General features: G+C 38.6%; 18 protein-coding genes. 4 read left to right on the top strand and 14 right to left on the bottom strand.

Annotated features, from left to right (window positions below; all coding sequences use genetic code 11):
* Positions 1–64 precede the first annotated feature (64 nt).
* On the bottom strand, positions 65–820 hold the full coding sequence (locus AC1DEF_RS04515; protein WP_097824443.1) for an alpha/beta family hydrolase: 756 nt from the start codon (positions 818–820) through the stop codon (positions 65–67).
* A 223-nt stretch (positions 821–1,043) separates the two neighbouring features.
* A complete protein-coding gene (locus tag AC1DEF_RS04510; RefSeq protein ID WP_097824444.1) occupies positions 1,044–1,934 on the bottom strand; it encodes a YitT family protein in 891 nt (296 codons plus the stop codon).
* Between the two features lie 258 nt (positions 1,935–2,192).
* Here AC1DEF_RS04510 and AC1DEF_RS04505 point away from each other — a divergent pair, with 258 nt between their 5' ends.
* The 3 genes from AC1DEF_RS04505 to AC1DEF_RS04495 all read left to right on the top strand — a co-directional run bounded on the left by AC1DEF_RS04505 (position 2,193) and on the right by AC1DEF_RS04495 (position 4,569).
* Entirely contained in the window at positions 2,193–3,002 is an 810-nt protein-coding gene (locus AC1DEF_RS04505; protein WP_043976651.1) for a DUF4397 domain-containing protein, read from the top strand.
* Between the two features lie 41 nt (positions 3,003–3,043).
* Entirely contained in the window at positions 3,044–3,622 is a 579-nt protein-coding gene (locus AC1DEF_RS04500) for a class F sortase (protein ID WP_477727304.1), read from the top strand.
* 128 nt (positions 3,623–3,750) lie between these two features.
* Positions 3,751–4,569 carry a glycerophosphodiester phosphodiesterase family protein gene (locus AC1DEF_RS04495; RefSeq protein WP_097824446.1) on the top strand — a complete coding sequence of 273 codons (819 nt, stop codon included), beginning with the start codon at positions 3,751–3,753 and terminating at the stop codon, positions 4,567–4,569.
* Positions 4,570–4,596: 27 nt separating this feature from the next.
* Here the strand turns inward: AC1DEF_RS04495 and AC1DEF_RS04490 are convergent, their stop codons facing one another.
* From AC1DEF_RS04490 to AC1DEF_RS04440, 11 genes are all read right to left on the bottom strand, one after another.
* On the bottom strand, positions 4,597–5,283 hold the full coding sequence (locus tag AC1DEF_RS04490) for an ABC transporter permease (RefSeq protein ID WP_097824447.1): 687 nt from the start codon (positions 5,281–5,283) through the stop codon (positions 4,597–4,599).
* Position 5,284: 1 nt separating this feature from the next.
* Positions 5,285–6,127, bottom strand: a complete 843-nt coding sequence (locus AC1DEF_RS04485; RefSeq protein ID WP_043976644.1) for an ATP-binding cassette domain-containing protein — start codon at positions 6,125–6,127, stop codon at positions 5,285–5,287.
* A 119-nt stretch (positions 6,128–6,246) separates the two neighbouring features.
* Positions 6,247–6,756, bottom strand: coding sequence for a GNAT family N-acetyltransferase (locus tag AC1DEF_RS04480; protein WP_097824448.1), 510 nt, complete (start codon positions 6,754–6,756; stop codon positions 6,247–6,249).
* 35 nt (positions 6,757–6,791) lie between these two features.
* Positions 6,792–7,997: a TolB-like translocation protein gene (locus tag AC1DEF_RS04475; RefSeq protein ID WP_097824449.1), complete on the bottom strand. Its 1,206-nt coding sequence runs from the start codon at positions 7,995–7,997 to the stop codon at positions 6,792–6,794.
* A 101-nt stretch (positions 7,998–8,098) separates the two neighbouring features.
* On the bottom strand, positions 8,099–8,917 hold the full coding sequence (yidC, locus tag AC1DEF_RS04470) for a membrane protein insertase YidC (protein ID WP_013058701.1): 819 nt from the start codon (positions 8,915–8,917) through the stop codon (positions 8,099–8,101).
* A gap of 505 nt (positions 8,918–9,422) precedes the next feature.
* The gene (locus tag AC1DEF_RS04465) at positions 9,423–10,802 is read right to left on the bottom strand and encodes a sucrose-specific PTS transporter subunit IIBC (protein ID WP_097824450.1); all 1,380 of its coding nucleotides are present in this window, start codon (positions 10,800–10,802) and stop codon (positions 9,423–9,425) included.
* A gap of 178 nt (positions 10,803–10,980) precedes the next feature.
* Positions 10,981–11,808 (bottom strand): PRD domain-containing protein, encoded by an 828-nt coding sequence (locus tag AC1DEF_RS04460; RefSeq protein ID WP_097824451.1) that lies wholly within the window; start codon positions 11,806–11,808, stop codon positions 10,981–10,983.
* Between the two features lie 37 nt (positions 11,809–11,845).
* Positions 11,846–12,343: a PTS sugar transporter subunit IIA gene (locus AC1DEF_RS04455; RefSeq protein WP_013084668.1), complete on the bottom strand. Its 498-nt coding sequence runs from the start codon at positions 12,341–12,343 to the stop codon at positions 11,846–11,848.
* Between the two features lie 255 nt (positions 12,344–12,598).
* Positions 12,599–13,225 carry an FMN-dependent NADH-azoreductase gene (locus tag AC1DEF_RS04450; RefSeq protein ID WP_097824452.1) on the bottom strand — a complete coding sequence of 209 codons (627 nt, stop codon included), beginning with the start codon at positions 13,223–13,225 and terminating at the stop codon, positions 12,599–12,601.
* 140 nt (positions 13,226–13,365) lie between these two features.
* Complete coding sequence (locus AC1DEF_RS04445) at positions 13,366–13,893, bottom strand: transporter (protein ID WP_477727303.1); 528 nt, start codon at positions 13,891–13,893, stop codon at positions 13,366–13,368.
* Between the two features lie 160 nt (positions 13,894–14,053).
* Positions 14,054–14,599: a hypothetical protein gene (locus tag AC1DEF_RS04440; protein ID WP_097824454.1), complete on the bottom strand. Its 546-nt coding sequence runs from the start codon at positions 14,597–14,599 to the stop codon at positions 14,054–14,056.
* A 688-nt stretch (positions 14,600–15,287) separates the two neighbouring features.
* Between AC1DEF_RS04440 and AC1DEF_RS04435 the strand changes: the two genes are divergently transcribed.
* Positions 15,288–16,454: an FtsW/RodA/SpoVE family cell cycle protein gene (locus tag AC1DEF_RS04435; RefSeq protein ID WP_013084672.1), complete on the top strand. Its 1,167-nt coding sequence runs from the start codon at positions 15,288–15,290 to the stop codon at positions 16,452–16,454.
* A 243-nt stretch (positions 16,455–16,697) separates the two neighbouring features.
* Here the strand turns inward: AC1DEF_RS04435 and AC1DEF_RS04430 are convergent, their stop codons facing one another.
* Positions 16,698–18,146 (bottom strand): SulP family inorganic anion transporter, encoded by a 1,449-nt coding sequence (locus AC1DEF_RS04430; protein WP_097824455.1) that lies wholly within the window; start codon positions 18,144–18,146, stop codon positions 16,698–16,700.
* Positions 18,147–18,288 lie beyond the last annotated feature (142 nt).

Below are 18,288 nucleotides of genomic sequence, written 5' to 3'. Positions count from 1 at the left end.
ACTATATAACTAACTGGTTATTTTTTCAAGTGTTATTTCCAAAAAAAGAAAAAAAGTCCGTCAGTTAGTTACTGACGGACTTTTTTATTTGACTGTTTAACCACTTGACCGTTCTTTTTACCAGCTCATCCTGCTGCTCTTTAGGGGAAATACTGGCTTTGTTATCGCCTTTTTGTTTCCCGTACATTCCAAACTGTGCGTGATTAGCTCCTTTTACTTGGACCAGCTCCGTATTTTTTGAAAGTAAATGCTTGGTTTCTTTAATTTTTTCAGGCGTCGACAAACCATCTTTCTCACCGGTTAAAGACAAAATAGGATAAGTGGAAGTTGAAAAATTATTTTTATTCATCGGATACGATGCTAAAAGAACTAAGCCTTTTATTGAGTTTTGATGATCATACGCATAAGAGGCTGCACTCACTCCTCCAAGGGAATGCCCTCCGATAAACCATGCGGAAATCTTCGGATAGCTTTTCACAATATCCGTCGCTTTATTTTGACTAAAAAAACTCATATTAAACGGAGAATCTACAACAGCAACAAGATATCCTTCATTTGCAATTTGCTGAGCATAATAGCCATATGCTAACGGCTCTACTTTAGCACCTTGATAAATAATATAGCCGGCTTTTATCTCTTTGTTCGTTTGAGGCTTAAATACGTAATAATCGTCTTTCTTCACTACTTTTTTCTCATCTACTAGTGAGTGAAGCTCCTTTGAAGGTTCATAATCAAAACCTGACCATATGACAAAAAAAGCCACGGTTACTGAAACAAGAACCGCAAGACCGACTCCTACTATTTTTAACGTTTTTTTCATGTCACTCCCTCTTTCTGTTTTTTACTATGTACTCTTTTTATATCTTTTAGACATTTTACATGTTTGTTTTAAAGATATACAAGAAAAAAGAGAAGTTCGATATGCCCAAAGCAGGACGCAGCAGAAGCGACATAAACCATTCCATATACTCGAAACAAAGAGAGAAATTTAAAAAGGCTGCTACATGTAATAACGGGACAGCCTCATTAGCAGACAACTTTCACTAATGAATATCTCGTTTCTTAAACCTCCCTCCTCTAACTTCAGCAATAGCTGCTACAGCAAAAAAAGCAGATGGATCTATCTCATCGATAATCGCTTTTAGCTTTGCTTCTTCAAGCCTGGTAATCACACAAAAAATGACTTTTTTATCATCTCCCGTATACGCCCCTTCCCCATTTAAATACGTGACGCCTCTCCCTAAACGAGCAAGAATTGCTTCGCCAATTTGTTCATATTGTTCGCTGATAATCCAAGCTGACTTAGACTCATCTAAACCTTGAATCACAATATCAATCGTTTTAAAAGCAATGAAGTAAGCCATTAAAGAATACATAGCGCGATCCCAGCCAAATACAAAACCGGCACTTCCCAAAATAAATAAATTAAAAAACATAATCGTCTCACCTACGGAGAAAGGCGTACGCTTATTAAATAAAATAGCTAATATCTCGGTGCCATCTAGCGAACCTCCGTACCGAATAACAATTCCTACTCCCACACCGAGAACAATTCCGCCAAACACAGTGGCTAAAAGAGGGTCACCTGTTAAGACCGGTAAGTCGTGAAAAATAGAGGTAGCAATGGATAGAATGATAACACCTAAAAGCGTAGATAGCGCAAATGTTTTTCCAATTTGCTTATAGCCAATGAAAAAGAATGGAAGATTTAATACGAAGATATAAAAGCCGATTTGAACATCCGTTAAGTGGGATAAAATAATAGATATACCTACAATTCCACCGTCAATAACCTCATTAGGGACAAGAAAAAATTCTAGCCCGCCGGCCATTAAAAGGGCTCCCACTAAAATAAACAGCATGCGCTTTACAATCATTTTAGCTGATAGCGAACGATGAACAACCTTTTTTATTTCATGATTCGTTTGCAGCACATAACTTCCCCTCCTTTTATGATAGAGACATCAGCTACTAACCAAATCCTTATTTTAATATTATCACAAAATTCAAACTATTTACCTGCTCTTTTACAAAAATTTCATCTAATGAAATAAATTATGCATATATTGGATAAAATTGTAGATGATAACAAGTGAATAAATGCCCGAGTACGTTCAAAAGTGAATGCATGCCCACCACTTTTCATACGGGACTAACAGGACAAACTTAGATTAAAAGGAGAGTAAAACGTTATGAACCGTGTAAAGATTATTGCTGCTTCTTTACTCGCAGTTTTATTGCTAGCTTTTTCAGATAATTTCACTTCTGCAGCTGTGCAGGAGGCAATGATACGAGTTGTCCATGCGTCACCTGATGCACCTGAAGTAGATATATATGTGGACAATCAAAGCATCGTAGTCGGCGCATCGTTTAAAGATGTGACAGATTACCTTAAGGTACCTGCAGGTTCTCATAAAGTAGAGGTATATGCCATAGGTACAAAAGGAAAAGAAAAACCTGTCATTTCCACTAATGTAACCGTCGAAGCAAACAAAGCCTATACCCTTGCTGCTATTAACCAAGTTGCACACTTGGAATTAAAAGTAGCTCAAGATGATATGAACGTAGCTAAAGGAAAGAGTAAAATCCGAATTGCTCACTTTTCTCCAGACGCTCCTGCTGTTGATGTAGGTATTAATCACGGCCCTACTTTGTTTAAAGACACTGCTTTTAAACAAATGACAAACTATTCTGAAGTAGATGCCGGAACCTATGATTTGACCATTACAACTAGTCAAGACAATAAAAAAGTACTGGACATCCCAAACCTTAATTTAGAAGCCAACACGGTTTACACAGTGCTCGCTATTAACAAAGCCGACAGTCTTGAAACGCTTTTATTAAAAGATAATACGGCTATGCCTTCCGAAATGCCAAAAACAGGTATGGGCGGTGCTTCACAGGATAATTATAATTCAATTGTGCCAGTTCTTACTTTATTAGGAATTGGAGCGGTCGCTATATTTGTTGTTCGTCGTCACAGAGGATACGAAAGCGAATGAAATGGATAGGAGGGGTTTTCACCTTTTCTTTTATACTATTCATGAGCAGCTGGTTTGCCCAATCAGCAATTGCAAACAGCTCGACGGATTTTGTTGTGAAGATGGCTGAAACAAAATCAGCTCAATCCTTGAAATCTTCAGGAAATGCTTCTACGCCTCTTCCATCTCAGCTTATTATTCCGAAACTTCATATCAAGGCTTTTATAAAAGGAATGGGCCTTACTAACCAAGGTGAAATGAGCGTTCCTGATAATGGTTATGATGTAGCTTGGTTTAAGCTTGGAGCAAGACCCGGAGAGGAAGGAAATGCGGTCATTGCAGGACATGTTGATGATCAAAAAGGACCCGCTATCTTCTATCATCTCGACAAGCTCACAAAAGGAGATGAAATTTTTGTAACCGATCAGCAAGGGGATCAGCTGACCTTTGTTGTTACCAATAAAGCTTCTTACCCTCGAGATTCTGCTCCTATCAGAGAGATTTTCGGTCCAACTTTTCAACACCAGCTTAATTTAATCACCTGTACGGGAACATTTGATCATAAACAGAAAACTCATGAGCGCAGGCTCGTTATTTATACAAGCCTCCGCCCGGAAAAAACAGCCGATGTTTCTCACTAAACATCGGCGTTTATTACTTTTAATTACATACTCGTTCGTTTTATTTAAATATTTACACAGCCTTAATATGAACACAACATCTCGCTAGTAAACTAATGCACGACCCCTCAATAAAAAGGAGTTTTGATATGAGACGAAAATGGTGGTTTGTAAGCTCACTCACTCTTTGTTTATGCGGTATTTTTATGTTTATACATACGCAGGCAGCTTCTACTCAAGCAGAAAAAGTAGCCATTATTGCTCATCGAGGCGCATCAGGTTATGAGCCAGAGCATACGATGCAATCTTATCTCGCAGCCGTTCAGCAAAAAGCGGATTACATTGAACTTGATCTTCATATGTCTAAAGATCAGCAGCTTGTAGCAATTCATGACTACAAAGTTGACCGAACGACAAATGGAACAGGATATGTAAAACAGTATACAGTGAAGCAGCTTCAGCGTTTGAACGCAGGAAAAGGTAATAAAAAAGCCGTCATTCCAACTTTAGAAGAAATATTCCTTACGTTTGGCAATCGAACAAACTATTATATTGAAACAAAATCTCCTCATGAATATCCAGGTATGGAAAAGGAATTGCTGACGCTGATGGCTAAGTACAACATTCATACCAATCACGTCATTGTACAATCATTTAGTCCTGAAAGCTTAAAAACCGTCCATCGATACCGACCTACTATGAAACTAATTCAACTGATTCGTTCTAAGCAAACCAATATGTTAACAGATCAGCAGTTCAGACAAATCAAAACGTACGCGAACGGCATCGGTCCGAACGCAAACACGCTGACAAAACCATATGTACAAAAAGCTCGCTCATATGATTTAGACGTTCATCCTTATACCGTAAATGATGAAAAGCAAATGAGAATGCTTATCGAGTGGGGCGTAACCGGCATGTTTACTAATTACCCGGATCGCCTTTATAACGTGCTTCATAATAAATAAACACTTGCCGCGGCAAGTGTTTATTCTTTATACATCTCTTCTATTCGCTCTCCACAAGTACAGGCTAATTAATGCTATGGCATAAAGCAAAGCCCAGCCAAACACCAAAAATTTATTTAATCCTTCGTTAATAAATTGAATGATTGCAGATACGGGCGGCAAAACATACAGCAGCAGTCCCCCTCCTTGATACGGAAATGAAACGCCTGCCGCTGCAAGCGTAACGATTAAAATAAATAGAGGTCCAAACCACGATAAGCTGCCTTCTCTTACAACATCTCTTGTGAAAATAAGGCCTATGCTCATACCAAGCAAACTAAACGTCCAGTGAATAATAAACCCAAACACCATTTGCTTAGTGGATATGTCCACTCCAAACATATCAAGGAGCACAGGATAAGCAATGGAAACCGCTGATAAAAATGTAAACAGCAGCATACAGCTAATAAGCTTGCTCATAAAGTACTTGTTCTTTTTCCCTACGTGAAGTTTTGTAATAACTTCTTGACTGGAATCTTCCGCGTGAAACAGCGACATCGTAAACCAAGTGGTTAGAAAAAAGAGGAAAAGTGCCGTATTAAAAAAGCTATCAAGCACCGGGTTCGGTCTATATGTATAGTTCATACACAACGAAATAATATAAAGTGCAAGTGGCGGAATATATCGATACGATTTAATGTATGTAATAAAATGATAGCGAATCAATGCACCCATCTTAAATTTCTTCCCTTTCCATATGATATAGCTTTACAACTTCAGCTTGAACAGCAAGCAATTCTGCAAGAAACTCGTTTACATATTTTTTATCTATATAAAAAATCCAGTAGTTTCCATGCTGTTCAATTTTCGTGCACTTTTCTTTTAATAAGCGAAGCGGCTTATTGAGAATGACATTTGCCTCAATAACCGTTAAATGCTCAATGAGTTGAACGCGCTCATTTTTTAAAATGCGCTGTGAGCCAATGGTGATAACACGATCAGCTACAGCATGAATGAGCCTTTCTTCATGACACGTAAATACAATGGTCATCCCTCGTTCTTTGAGCTTTGTAAAAATTCGTTCTACTTCTAGCTGAGCACGAGCATCTAATCCTGATAGAGGTTCATCAAGCAATAGCAGCTTAGACGAACTCAGCAGCGCTTGCATCATGTTGACTTTTTGCTTCATTCCTTTTGAAAAAGAAATGATTTCTTCATGTCTAAACTCTACCATTTCGAAAGTTTCGAGCAGCTCTTCAATTCTAGAGCTGCGCTTTTTCTTAGACAATCCTTGAATTCGTCCCATGTGCTGCAAATAACCTGCTAGCGTAAAACGCAGCTCCTGAGGAAATTGTTCCACCACAAATCCAGGCGTACCGGTTTCTTTATGAAGGTGAACTGTCCCTTTAGTCGGTTTAGATAATCCGCCAATTAGCTTTAAAAACGTACTTTTTCCCGCACCGTTTTTTCCAACAATCGCCACAGTCTCTCCTTTATAAAGGGTCGTGTGAATGTTTTCTAATACGGTATGTTTTTTGTATACTTTTGCAACATTTTTTAATTCAATCAGTTTTTCCATCTGCTGCCTCGCCTCTCCATAATCCTATATGTTAAATCATAGCATATTTATGGGGAATGTGCTTCCATCTCTATACGTTTCAGCTAAATTTTTCCCGCACAAAAAAGCCTTTGATATGATCAAAGGCTTTTCATACACAATACCATATGCTCTTCATCAATAAATTCACCATCTACTTGAAGAGCTCTTTTTTCATACGCATAAGAAGTAAAACCGAGGCTTTTGTATAGGGCTTTTGCTCCTTCATTTTTAGCAGCAACGGCTAGGTAGATTTGCAAAACATTTGTTTTTGAAAAAGCTTGTTCAACAGCTGTTTTTAACAGCTTCTTTCCAAGACCTTTCCCCCTTGCTTCAGGGGCTACGTACATCCCCCAAATATCTCCCTTATGCTGAACTTTTAAAGGCTTTTGCTGCTGAAACCCTACGATCCCCACAAGCTGTTTTTCCATAAAAGCTCCTACTACAAATTCTGATTGGCTGCTCGGAAAATAATTTCGGATGTCAGCAATTTCTTTTTCATATTCTTCTTCATAACTTAAAATAAAACTTTCGGGATGATCTTTTAAAGCACGAAGCCGGAGTTCAAAGTATATGTCAGCGTCTTCTTTTACCAACAATCGTATATTCATTTTTTCACCTTAGTTTCTTATGTTTTAATTAGCTATTAAGGGTGGTACACGCTAAATACTTCATTCCACCGATACAGCTCATAATAATTTCCCGGCAAGTCTAAGCCTGAAATAAGCACCTTATCATTTTTCGTATCTTTTAGGCGTGTTAAAAGATTTGCTTGTTTTCGATTTGTACGAATCCACATCGTTTGATTCGCTGCTTTATGATAAACAGGCGCATAATCTCCTAAGCCTTTTTGTGGAAATGTGAACTGACTTTGCTTATTGGTCTTTACGTCCATGCTATACAAAAAAGGCAGTGGCCTCTTTTTTTCATCATTCGACCACCTTGCTTCGGGCACACGTGAAATGATGATGTTATCTTTTTCTGTCCAAGTAAAATCCCAATCTGCGAAGCCTTTTGGAGTAAACACATGTTCTTTAAAAACCGGCATCTCTTTTAAAGTGAACTTTTTATTTTCAGTGGCAAACCTTCCTTCTCCATTAATAAATGCCAGTACTTGCTCTTCATTACTCCACTTAAACCAATTAGGTACATTAAGCATATCTCCCACTACTTGAAAAGCTTTCCCTTCTTTTGTAATGATGCACAGCTTATTTGCATCTGCAGACATCGAAGCCGTTGGAATAGCGATAAAACTAATCCATTGACCGTTAGGAGACCATTTGAAGCTGCTTGTTGTATACGCAAAAAACGAATCATTTTCTGCCGGGAGCGTCGTAAAAGCCTCCACTTTTTTTACATCTAACCCTGCATATTTGCTCACTGTATATAGCTTTACCGGTCCCCATCCCGTCGGCGCCAGCACAGCAGCTGACGTAATTAAAAATCGATCTCCTTCTGGAAACCATGAAAACTGATCAACCCCTACGGCTACACGCTTCTTTTCATGCGTTTTAACGTTGTAATATACTAAGATTCCATTCGAAATATACGCAAGTTCCTCAGCAACCGGTGACCATTGATAATGAGTCACATCATGTTCAACAAGTAGCGGTTTTCCTTTTAACGGTGCAATCATTAAAGAATTATTTTCTGCATAAGCAACCATATCTCCATGTGATGACCATTGAGGCATAGAGGCATGAAGGGCATAGGATAACTGCCTTTCGGTACCGTTATCATATACCCATAGGTTTCCTTGCCGTATAAAACTGACTTTCACTGTATTGGCAGCATTTATTTGCATAGGGAACAACATAAGAAAAAGCAGACATAACGCTATTTTTTTCACCATGTTCACTCCTGTCTTTTTTTATAGCGTTACACAAATCTCCTCATCTCATCACATTTTTGAAAAAATAAAAAAGCGCAGCGAATAGCTGCGCTTTTTGTATATTATGATTTTGACTTAGATTTTGGTGATGGTTTTGTTTTAGCTTGTGCTGTATTATTAGCCGCATCTTTTTCTTTTAATAAGCTCATACGTTTTTTCAAGTAGTAACCTTGTCCAATTCCGAATAAGTTACCAATTACCCAATATAATGCAAGAGCAGATGGAAGTGAAATTCCCGCTACTAAGATGAAGATTGGCATAATGTTCATCATCATTTTCATTGGAGGTTGAATTTCATCTGTCATACTTACACGAATTTGTAAGAATGTCGTAATCGCTGCAACTACCGGTAAAATGAAGTAAGGATCTGGCTTTCCTAAACTTACCCATAAGAATGAATGCTGTGCAATTTCATGCGTTCGTGCAATGGCATTATAAAATGCGATAATAATAGGCATTTGAATAAAGATTGGCAAACATCCGCCAACCGGATTAATTTTATGCGTTTGGTAAAGCTGCATCATTTCTTTTTGCTGCTTTTGCTGTGTTTCAGGATCTTTTTTACCAGCATATTTCTTTTGAATCTTTTCCATCTCTGGACGAAGTGCTTGCATAGCCATCGTGCTCTTTTGCTGCTTTAAAATAAGCGGCAATAGAACTAAACGAATGATAACCGTCGCAATAATAATAGACAGACCATAGCTTCCGCCTGCCCACTCAGCAATTTTCGTTAATGCCATAGATAAAGGGTAAACAAAATAATGATCCCAGAATCCGCCGCTTGTAGCCGTGACCGGTGTTTTTGTACTGCTACAGCCGGCTAGAGCTAAAAGAAGCGCTCCCATTAAACCAAGCAATAATAATTTTTTATTTCTTTTCATATTCTTTCCTCCTAATAATGACTAAATGTATGAAGTGTTTTTCAGAAGGAAAGGATCTTCTTCATCATTATTCTTCTCTTTAACTGGTGTTTTTCTATACACATGTATAAATACATTTCGTCTTTTCCATATTGTTAATACTGAAGGATCAATCCCTGCATTTACATGGTCGGTGACAGGTTCCGCATGAAAAGCCGTAAACCTAGCTTCACGAAGCATATAATAACAGAGGATGTATAAAACGAAAGCAGATAAATACGGCGCATATAGAAAAAGATCGTGATAAAATTCCATGTGCCAGCTCTCTTTCTGACTATAATAGTACAATCCAATATATGTAGTGTAGCATTTACGTTCCTGTTACACAACATCAACTTATCTCTTTGACTGTTCTACGTATTACTTTTTAAAAAGTTTCATATTTACGACACAAAATTTGCTCACCATAAAATATGATGAGCAAATCTAATACCATTATTTATTCTCGTATGCTTACTGCTGCTTCTCAGTCTTCTTTTAGTTTCATGAACCACGTAACGCCGAATGCTACACCTACAGAAATAATCATGCCGATTATATAGTGAATTAAATTGCTCATACCAAGCGGCGCAGCAATGGCCATCATTGGAATACCTGTAAGTCCGTAGGCATTGGCTACTACGTGCATAAGTACCACGTAGCCGCCCCCGGCTGCTCCGCCTATAGCCGCAGCAATAAACGGCTTGCGAAGTCTTAAGTTGACGCCGAAAATAATCGGTTCTGTAATTCCTAAGAAGGAAGAAATAGCCGCTGGAATCGCAATTTTTTTCGTTTTGGCATTTTTCGTCTTAAAGTAAACAGCCAGCCCTGCTCCTCCTTGCGCCACATTCGCGCAGGCCCAAATAGGAAGTAAGAAGTTAACGCCAATCTTCGGATTAGCAAGCAGTCCTGCTTCAATAGCATGAAAACTATGCTGCAAACCTGTTAATACAATAGTTGAGTACAAGCCACCAAACAAAATTCCTGCAAACACTCCGGCTACATCGTATAGAGACTGAAGGCTGATCGAAATTAAATCTCCAATATAGCGACCGAAAGGGCCAATAAACACAAGTGACACAAAGCCTGTGATAATAACCGTTAAAAAAGGCGTAACAAGTAAATCAACCGAATTCGGCACAATTTTCCGGAGTCCCTTTTCAATTTTGCTCATGACGTAGATAGCCAATAAAATCGGAACGACCGTACCTTGATAGCCAATCAGCGGAATACTTAAGCCAAACAAATCCATATATTCTGGCTTAGCATCTGCTAATGTCCACGGATTTAATAACATCGGATGCGTTAAGATCCCTCCGATAACCGCTCCTAGATAAGGATTTGAACCAAATTCTTTTGCAGCTGAAAACCCGATTAAAATCGGTAAAATGATAAATGCTGCGCCTGAGAACATATCCAATAACACAAATAACGCGCTATCTTCTGAGACCCAGTGGAACGCTTTCATCATCCCGAGCAGCCCCATTAGTAAACCACTGGCTACAATGGCTGGAATAATCGGAACAAAAATATTGGAAAGCATGCGGGCAAAACGGGCAAATGGGTTCATTTTCTTTTTCATTTCTTCTTGATGATCCGCTGGGGCAGCAGCCTCGTCAGCACCTAATTCTTTCACAAAAGCAGCGTGGATTTTATTAACGAGACCGGTTCCAAAAATGATTTGAAACTGTCCTGAATTTGAAAAAGCCCCTTTTACATCTTCTATTTCATCTAAACCTTTTTGATCGATTTTGCTTTCATCTCGAATAACGAGGCGCAAACGCGTAGCACAGTGCTGCGTACTAGCAATATTTTCTTTTCCTCCTAAAAGCGGAACAAGCTTTTTAGCAATTTCTTTTACGTCCATCTTACTTCCTCCTTGTTGTATGTCATAAAAAAAGCAAGACCTAAAACACGCTTATAAAAGACATACTTGTCCTTCATGCGCATTCTAGGTCTTGCCTGCTTTACCAGTCACAATCCCGATTATTCAATTAATACGCTTTCATTGTACTCAAAGCAACAATATTCGTCAATGCTTTTTTCTATATTCTTTGCTCTATTCGGCAAATGTGAAGCGTGATATATCCTAACTCCGCTTCTGGAAAATTAATTTCGTACTCATCTTTGACAAATTGCTTGATCGTTTCAGCACACTGATACGATTTTTTATATTTGACTTTTAATACGTCAAGCATCTCTTCATCCATCTCATGAAAAGGTTCATTTTGCGCTAAACGGTTTAACGCAAAGCGCAAGTGAGTCAGCAGCCGCTGATAGGACATGCTGTTTTCATCAACCTCCATATTCAGCTCTTTTTTTATAATCGTAACCATTTCATTAATAATCGTTGTATTCATCATGAGCTGCTGCATGCCCGGTGAATTCAGTTTCGCCGTATGAATATGAAGCGCAATATATCCCGCTTCGTCAATCGGCATCGTGATATCTAGTCTCTTTTTGATATGCTTAAGAGCCCATACTCCTATTGCATACTCAGGCTGATAGAGAGATTTAATTTCATTAAGCAATTTATTTTGTATGGAAATTCCGCGGGCTATCCTTTCGACAGCAAAGGATAAATGATCGCTCAAAGCAATATGCACATGATGACTTAATGTAGCAGAAAGCTGCTGCTCAGCATAAGAAATGATTTCTTCCGCCACTTGAATATGCTCTTCAGGAAGGTTTTTTAATAGTTCTTGAAACTTCTCCTGCTCTTCTTTCATGACAAAGACTTTCTCCACTTTTGCAGCATTAATAAGATCATTTTTACCTTTTTGAAAAGCAATACCGGGACCCATCGCAATTTTTTCAACTCCGCCTTCTTTAAAGACAACGGCGTTGTTATTTAACACTTTTAAAATCTTCAAATGCGCTCTCCTTTCTTAAAGGAAAAGGCTTTGCTAATTACTTCATCGTTACTTTTGCACAAGCCGTTTCGCCTTTTTGAACCGTCCCTTGAGCCAAAATTTCGAAACTTTCACTTGCATCACTGTTTGTAATAACGATTGGTGTGATAATGCTTTTCGCTTTTTCTTGAATAAGCGCTAAATCAAATGTGATAAGAGGTGTTCCTACACTTACTTTGTCACCTTGTGCCACGTGAGCTTCGAATCCTTCGCCTTCCATTGCCACTGTTTCAAGGCCGATATGTATTAATACTTCCGTACCGGCTTCTGTTTTTAAGCCTACCGCGTGTTTTGTATGGAACAGCTGAACGACTTCCCCAGCAACAGGTGAAACAACTTGTCCTTCTGAAGGTTCGATTGCAAAACCGTCTCCCATCATCTTCTGTGCGAACACTGGATCTGGCACTTCGCTGATTGGCAGGATATTACCTGAAAGCGGAGCTAGAACGGTTGTTTCTTTTGATTTTGTCTTATTACCAAATAATTTTTTAAACATCTCAATCACCCTTTTTTAGATTGTACTTGTAGCATACCCCAATGATTCTGCAGAAAAACTTCCCCTATCCCGATGTTACGTTAACATGGTCATTATTTAACCATGCTTTTTTTGTCTTGTAAATAAAAATGTATAAGCGTTTTTATAAGAAGTGCGTTCTCTATGCTGCATTTTATGTAACCCTTTGCATATTTTCCGAAGGAGGGGTATTAAATTTTAAACCTAAAAAAAAGCCCTTTTAAAGGGCTTTTGACATTAGAACGTTGATGCAACTTCTTTTGCTCTTTCAGATGCTTTTGCTAGAATATTGTCTGCTTCTGCTGGTGTGTAAGCCATGCCTTCTGCAACAACCAATTGGAAATCTTGAACCCCAATGAAGCCCATCACTGTACGTAAATAGCTTTGAGTAAATTCTAGCTCTGCCGCAGGGCCTTCTGAATACACGCCTCCGCGAGCTTCTAGTAATACTACTTTTTTATCTGAAGCTAATCCTACTGGACCATTTTCAGTATATTTAAACGTTTTTCCTGCAATTAAAATGTTATCAATATATGCTTTCATTAGTGGAGGGAAGCTTAAGTTCCACATTGGAGCTGAGAAAATAACTTTGTCAGCTTGTAAAAACTGCTCTACTAATTCACCCATACGCGTTACTTTTTCTAATTCAACAGCTGATAATTCTTCACCAGCTCCAGCTTTTCCCCATGCCGCTAAAACATCTCCATCAATGAATGGAACTGTTTCTTTATACAAATCAAGCGTTGTCACTGTATCAGTCGGGTTTGCTGTTTTATACTCATCCAAGAAAACCTGTGCTAAACGAGTTGAAAATGATGCTTCATCAATCTGCGGATTTACTTTTACATATAATACATTTGCCATAAATGTCATCTCCTAAAAAGTGTCTATTATCATTAGTTCAAGATATTACTAAACAAATTATCTTTAATTCGAGATTTATTATATAACGCCATTTTTTTTGCGTCAACCTTTTCGCACAAAAAAACTCCGCAAGCGGAGTTTTATACACATTGAAATTCTCGAATTTGATTTACATCTACCCCAGCATACACCCAGAAAGATCCTGTCCAGCGATATCCTGCAACTGAGCGTCTGCCTACAAAGGTTGGGTAAAACCAGTAAGGTCGACCATTTCTCGGCCATATATAGGTGTATCGGTATAAGCACCCTGAAATAGCGCCTGGATCAACAGCATAAAGTGATGGACCTCCTGAACCTAGCTTTGGTGCAGGTGTAAAAGCTGGCGGCGGACTTGAAGGCGGCTGCGCTCCTCCCTGCGGCGGAAACCCTTGGCCCCCTCCTCCAGGTGGCGGTGGTGGAAATCCTTGACCTCCTCCTCCAGGTGGCGGCGGTGGAAATCCTTGGCCTCCTCCTCCAGGTGGCGGCGGTGGAAATCCTTGGCCTCCTCCTCCAGGCGGAAACGATGGAAACCCTTGGCCTCCTCCTCCAGGCGGAAACGATGGAAACCCTTGGCCTCCTCCAGGTGGAAACAAATTTTGAAAACGTGGATCGTATTGATATGGATACATACGCACTCCCCCTTTATAATGCTTGCTACGTTACAATATGCATCATAATGAAGATAGGTGAATGTCTACTTTTACCTTCTATAGACTAATTGAACGATGTTAAACTTGGTAAACTTAAAGGGGAGTCTTATCAGAGGAAATAATAAATCCAACACGGAAACTACTTGCGTGTTGGATCTGCTTGCGGAAAATATTTTTCAATAAAATTATACAGCCAAAATACGGTAATCAAAATAGGAGCTATCAGAAAAGGATGTTGAATCCACATTTTCACCAGTACCTTTTCAAATGACGGAATCGATTTTAACACTTGAAATAACGAGCTTCCGCTAAAAATAACGCTCGTTCCTATCAATAAAAAAGATAGCCAGTTAAATTGATCCATCCACATGCTCATAGAGATATAAAAACTAACACCCGTTCCTATCCCCCCCATTATTCCACTTAAAATACTTTTTACCGAAAAAGGAATCCCTACAAACCATCCGGCTCCTAGTCCTGCACACCCTGCTAAAATGCTAGAAAAAAGCAGCGGCTGCTCAAGCCAGAGACATGCATTCACTCCAACCACTAAGGTGACATGTATTCCTACGTGAAGGGAAATTCTTTTGCCAACAGGCTCTGAAACATAATGATAGTAGCGCCCGCTATAAAAAATTGTCCACCATAATAATAAAAATGCTGTCACACTTGCCCCTATAATCATAAACACACCTCTCTACGTTATGATTCTATTAATCTCTATCTATTATTTTCCTAATATCCTATGTGTCTGATTCGATAATCTATCCATATACCTTCCATACGTTCGTTCATCAGCAAGAAAGTCGAATATAACTATATTCTTGTCTCAACTGTTTACTTGTAGGAGTGCTAAGAAGTTGAATGTCTGCATGTAGAAAAAGATAGTGTAGAACACTTTCTCTTATCTTTACTATTATTCATATGTATAGCTTGCTAGATTTAGTCCTCGCAGTTTAGAATTTTTCAGTCGTTCATATGAAACTATTTGCCCTTTCTTTCGTTATATATATACACGTTTCTTTATCTTTTCACGTGCAAAAAAAGATAAATTCCTATAATATGTTTTCATATTAACCTTTAAGGAGATAAAGAAGATGAATTGAATAAATCCCTACAAATAGAGTTTTTAGAAAAAAGAAATTGTTATCATTTCTCCTATTTATGTTATAGAATAATTCATGTATAATAAAAGGCTGTATGGTAACGCAGCTTGCGACATATCTTTTCTTACTTTTAGCAAGTCTATATTCAAAGCAAAAACTGCAAAGTGGGGTTAGTGCGACTCTTCATTAATCGACTTTGCATTAAAAACCAGCATTTTTCTTTTATCATAAAGAAAGAATGAGATTTAATAGTGACAGGTGAATAATATGGGTGAAAATCAAAGAAATGTTAGTAGATTTGACTGGAACTTGGCTTTCCTAATCTTCCTATTGTTTTGCGTAAGCGTTGTGGCAATCCATAGTGCTGAAAAAATTGGGCAGTATGATAAGAACTTCGTAGCGCAGCAAGTTGTTTTTTATATAATCGGAATGGTGATTATAGGGTTTGTCATGCGTTTTGACTCCGATCAGCTTCAAAAGCTAACGTGGGTTTTTTATGGATTTGGGAACTTTTTATTGCTTCTTTTACTAGTGGCTCCGTCAAGCATTGCCAGAGAAATTAACGGGGCAAAAAGTTGGTTCACACTTCCCGGCTTTTCGTTACAGCCATCAGAGTTTATGAAAGTGTTTTTGATTATCACACTGAGTACGGTCATTGTTAAACACAATGAAAAATATCGTATTCGGACAGTAAGAGAAGATTTTTTACTGCTTGGTAAACTGGGTGCTGTACTTGCTTTACCTTTATTATTAATCATGCAGCAGCCTGACTTAGGTACCGCTCTTGTGTTCTTAGCAATCACGGTTGGACTTGTATTTGTTTCAGGCGTAAGCTGGAAAATCATCGCGCCTGCATTTTTAGGTATTACAGCGGTTGGTTCTGTCATTTTGGGACTTGTTGTTTATGCACCTAGCCTATTAGAAAAGTATCTAGGGGTTAAGCAATACCAATTTGGACGTATCTATTCTTGGCTTGATCCTGAGTCATATAGTTCGGGAGAGGGCTATCATTTAAAGAAATCGTTAGATGCAATTGGATCAGGAATGGTAAACGGTAAAGGAATCGGAAATGGAGTTGTCTATTTGCCAGAGGGGCAGACCGACTTTATTTTTGCGGTTATTGGAGAAGAGTTTGGCTTTATCGGCGCCAGCATTGTTATTAGTCTTTTCTTCGTACTCGTTTATTACTTGATCAAGCTAGGCCTTGAAACAAAAAATGAATTCAATTCTTACTTATGTGTAGGCGTTATTTCAATGCTTACGTTCCACGTATTTCAAAATATCGGTATGACCATTCAAGTCTTGCCTATTACCGGAATTCCACTTCCTTTTATTTCATATGGAGGTAGTTCACTGATGGGGAACATGTTTGCAATGGGTCTGATGTTTGGAATCTCATGGCATCATAAACGCTATATGTTTGGAAATGATTAAAGAGAGACGATGGTCTCTCTTTTTTCTTTTATCTCCCTATTAAGCATGCTACAATAAAGAAAACGCTTCCAAATCCTGTTTTAAAAGGAGTAGATATGCATGCTTGATTACCAATATCGGCGCAAAGCCTATGCTATTTTGTTAAAACAGACATCCGTACCTCCATCTACAACTTCTTTTTCCACCTGGCTCATACAGCTACTAAAACGAAACAAGTAATAAAGGTGTGCTACTGCACACCTTTTATTTGTTCGACAGCGACGTTATGCCAATTTGCCTTACGATTTTTTTACTATCTTCATTTAGTCCTTTTACAATAACCTTTTTATTCAATCGCTCGTACTTATCGATAATTTTTGAGATGCCGATCACGGCCGATTGATCCCATATATGAGAAGAACTAAAATCAATAATGATGGCATCCGGGTCTGTTTCATACTGAAATTCATCCATGAAGAAGCTGATCGTGGCAAAAAATAATTGCCCTGAAACCCTGTATTGCTTCATATTGCCTTCTGTTTGTGAAGTTGTTTTGATTTTAGCCATCTTCCAGCCAAATACAATGGTGCTTAAAACAATACCTACCATTACTCCTAATGCTAAGTTATGTGTAAACAATACGATAACCACCGTAACAACCATTACAACAGCATCCGATAGCGGATATTTCGTTAAGTCTTTAAGGGACTGCCAATCAAATGTACCAGCAGCTACCATAAACATAACGCCTACAAGAGCAGCCATTGGAATTTGTTTAACAACATCGCCAAGCACCATAATTAAGAACAATAAAAAGACTCCGGCGACTAAGGTAGATAACCTTCCACGTCCCCCTGATTTTACATTAATCATAGATTGTCCAATCATGGCACAGCCAGCCATTCCTCCGAAGAAACCTGTTACAATATTAGCGATGCCTTGACCGCGCGCTTCCTTATTTTTATTCGAAGGCGTATCTGTAATTTCGTCCAGTACCGTTGCCGTTAGCATAGATTCAAGTAGGCCTACAATCGCTAAAGGAAGCGAATAAGGTAAAATGATAAGCAGTGTCTCCACTGATAAATCAACCTTTGGAAAGTGAAGAACCGGCAGCGAACGCGTAATATTCCCCATATCTCCTACCGTTTTTAAATCTAAATGAAAGACAATCGCTACAATCGTCATCAAGACAATGGCAACAAGCGGAGATGGTATGGCTTTGGTCATGAGCGGAAACAAATAGACGATGAGCAGCGTTCCGGCTACCATTGCGTACATCATCCAATTTGCTCCTTGAAAATGCGGAAGCTGTGCTGTGAAAATTAAAATACCTAGCGCATTTACAAATCCAATCATAACTGTTTGAGGAAGAAATGATAAAAACCTTCCTACTTTCAAAACACCAAGTAAAATTTGAATAATTCCGGTTAAAACAGTAGCTGCAAATAAATACTCAATGCCGTGATCTTTGACTAAATTAATCATTAATAAAGACATTGCTCCTGTTGCAGCTGAAATCATAGCTGGTCTTCCGCCTGTAAAAGCAATCACAATTGCCATACAAAAAGATGCATACAAGCCAACCATGGGATCGACACCGGCGATAATGGAAAAAGCAAGGGCCTCTGGAATAAGCGCAAGAGCAACTGTCATCCCAGACAAAATATCTGCTCGAACGTTTGAAAACCACTGCTGTTTAATACTTGCCATCATGATGGTTTATCACCTCTTATGAATTTTTATACGATTTTCGACTTTCACGAAAATCAAAGCCGTTTTTAACGTATCAAATCGTACCATACAATTTCCCGTTTGGAAACAATTAATTTTCACAAATAAAAAGACGAGAAGCTTG

It is taken from the genome of Priestia sp. 10L35 (assembly GCF_056395685.1).
The sequence above is the reverse complement of the archived record's forward strand: the minus strand, read 5'-3'. Positions and strand labels throughout refer to the sequence as shown.

Coding starts and splice junctions, on each gene's coding strand:
- AC1DEF_RS04515 (WP_097824443.1), bottom strand. CDS start 820: ATGAAAAAAACGTTAAAAATAGTAGGAGTCGGTCTTGCGGTTCTTGTT.
- AC1DEF_RS04505 (WP_043976651.1), top strand. CDS start 2,193: ATGAACCGTGTAAAGATTATTGCTGCTTCTTTACTCGCAGTTTTATTG.
- AC1DEF_RS04500 (WP_477727304.1), top strand. CDS start 3,044: ATGAGCAGCTGGTTTGCCCAATCAGCAATTGCAAACAGCTCGACGGAT.
- AC1DEF_RS04495 (WP_097824446.1), top strand. CDS start 3,751: ATGAGACGAAAATGGTGGTTTGTAAGCTCACTCACTCTTTGTTTATGC.
- AC1DEF_RS04490 (WP_097824447.1), bottom strand. CDS start 5,283: ATGGGTGCATTGATTCGCTATCATTTTATTACATACATTAAATCGTAT.
- AC1DEF_RS04485 (WP_043976644.1), bottom strand. CDS start 6,127: ATGGAAAAACTGATTGAATTAAAAAATGTTGCAAAAGTATACAAAAAA.
- AC1DEF_RS04480 (WP_097824448.1), bottom strand. CDS start 6,756: ATGAATATACGATTGTTGGTAAAAGAAGACGCTGACATATACTTTGAA.
- AC1DEF_RS04475 (WP_097824449.1), bottom strand. CDS start 7,997: ATGGTGAAAAAAATAGCGTTATGTCTGCTTTTTCTTATGTTGTTCCCT.
- yidC (WP_013058701.1), bottom strand. CDS start 8,917: ATGAAAAGAAATAAAAAATTATTATTGCTTGGTTTAATGGGAGCGCTT.
- AC1DEF_RS04465 (WP_097824450.1), bottom strand. CDS start 10,802: ATGGACGTAAAAGAAATTGCTAAAAAGCTTGTTCCGCTTTTAGGAGGA.
- AC1DEF_RS04455 (WP_013084668.1), bottom strand. CDS start 12,343: ATGTTTAAAAAATTATTTGGTAATAAGACAAAATCAAAAGAAACAACC.
- AC1DEF_RS04450 (WP_097824452.1), bottom strand. CDS start 13,225: ATGGCAAATGTATTATATGTAAAAGTAAATCCGCAGATTGATGAAGCA.
- AC1DEF_RS04445 (WP_477727303.1), bottom strand. CDS start 13,893: ATGTATCCATATCAATACGATCCACGTTTTCAAAATTTGTTTCCACCT.
- AC1DEF_RS04440 (WP_097824454.1), bottom strand. CDS start 14,599: ATGATTATAGGGGCAAGTGTGACAGCATTTTTATTATTATGGTGGACA.
- AC1DEF_RS04435 (WP_013084672.1), top strand. CDS start 15,288: ATGGGTGAAAATCAAAGAAATGTTAGTAGATTTGACTGGAACTTGGCT.
- AC1DEF_RS04430 (WP_097824455.1), bottom strand. CDS start 18,146: ATGATGGCAAGTATTAAACAGCAGTGGTTTTCAAACGTTCGAGCAGAT.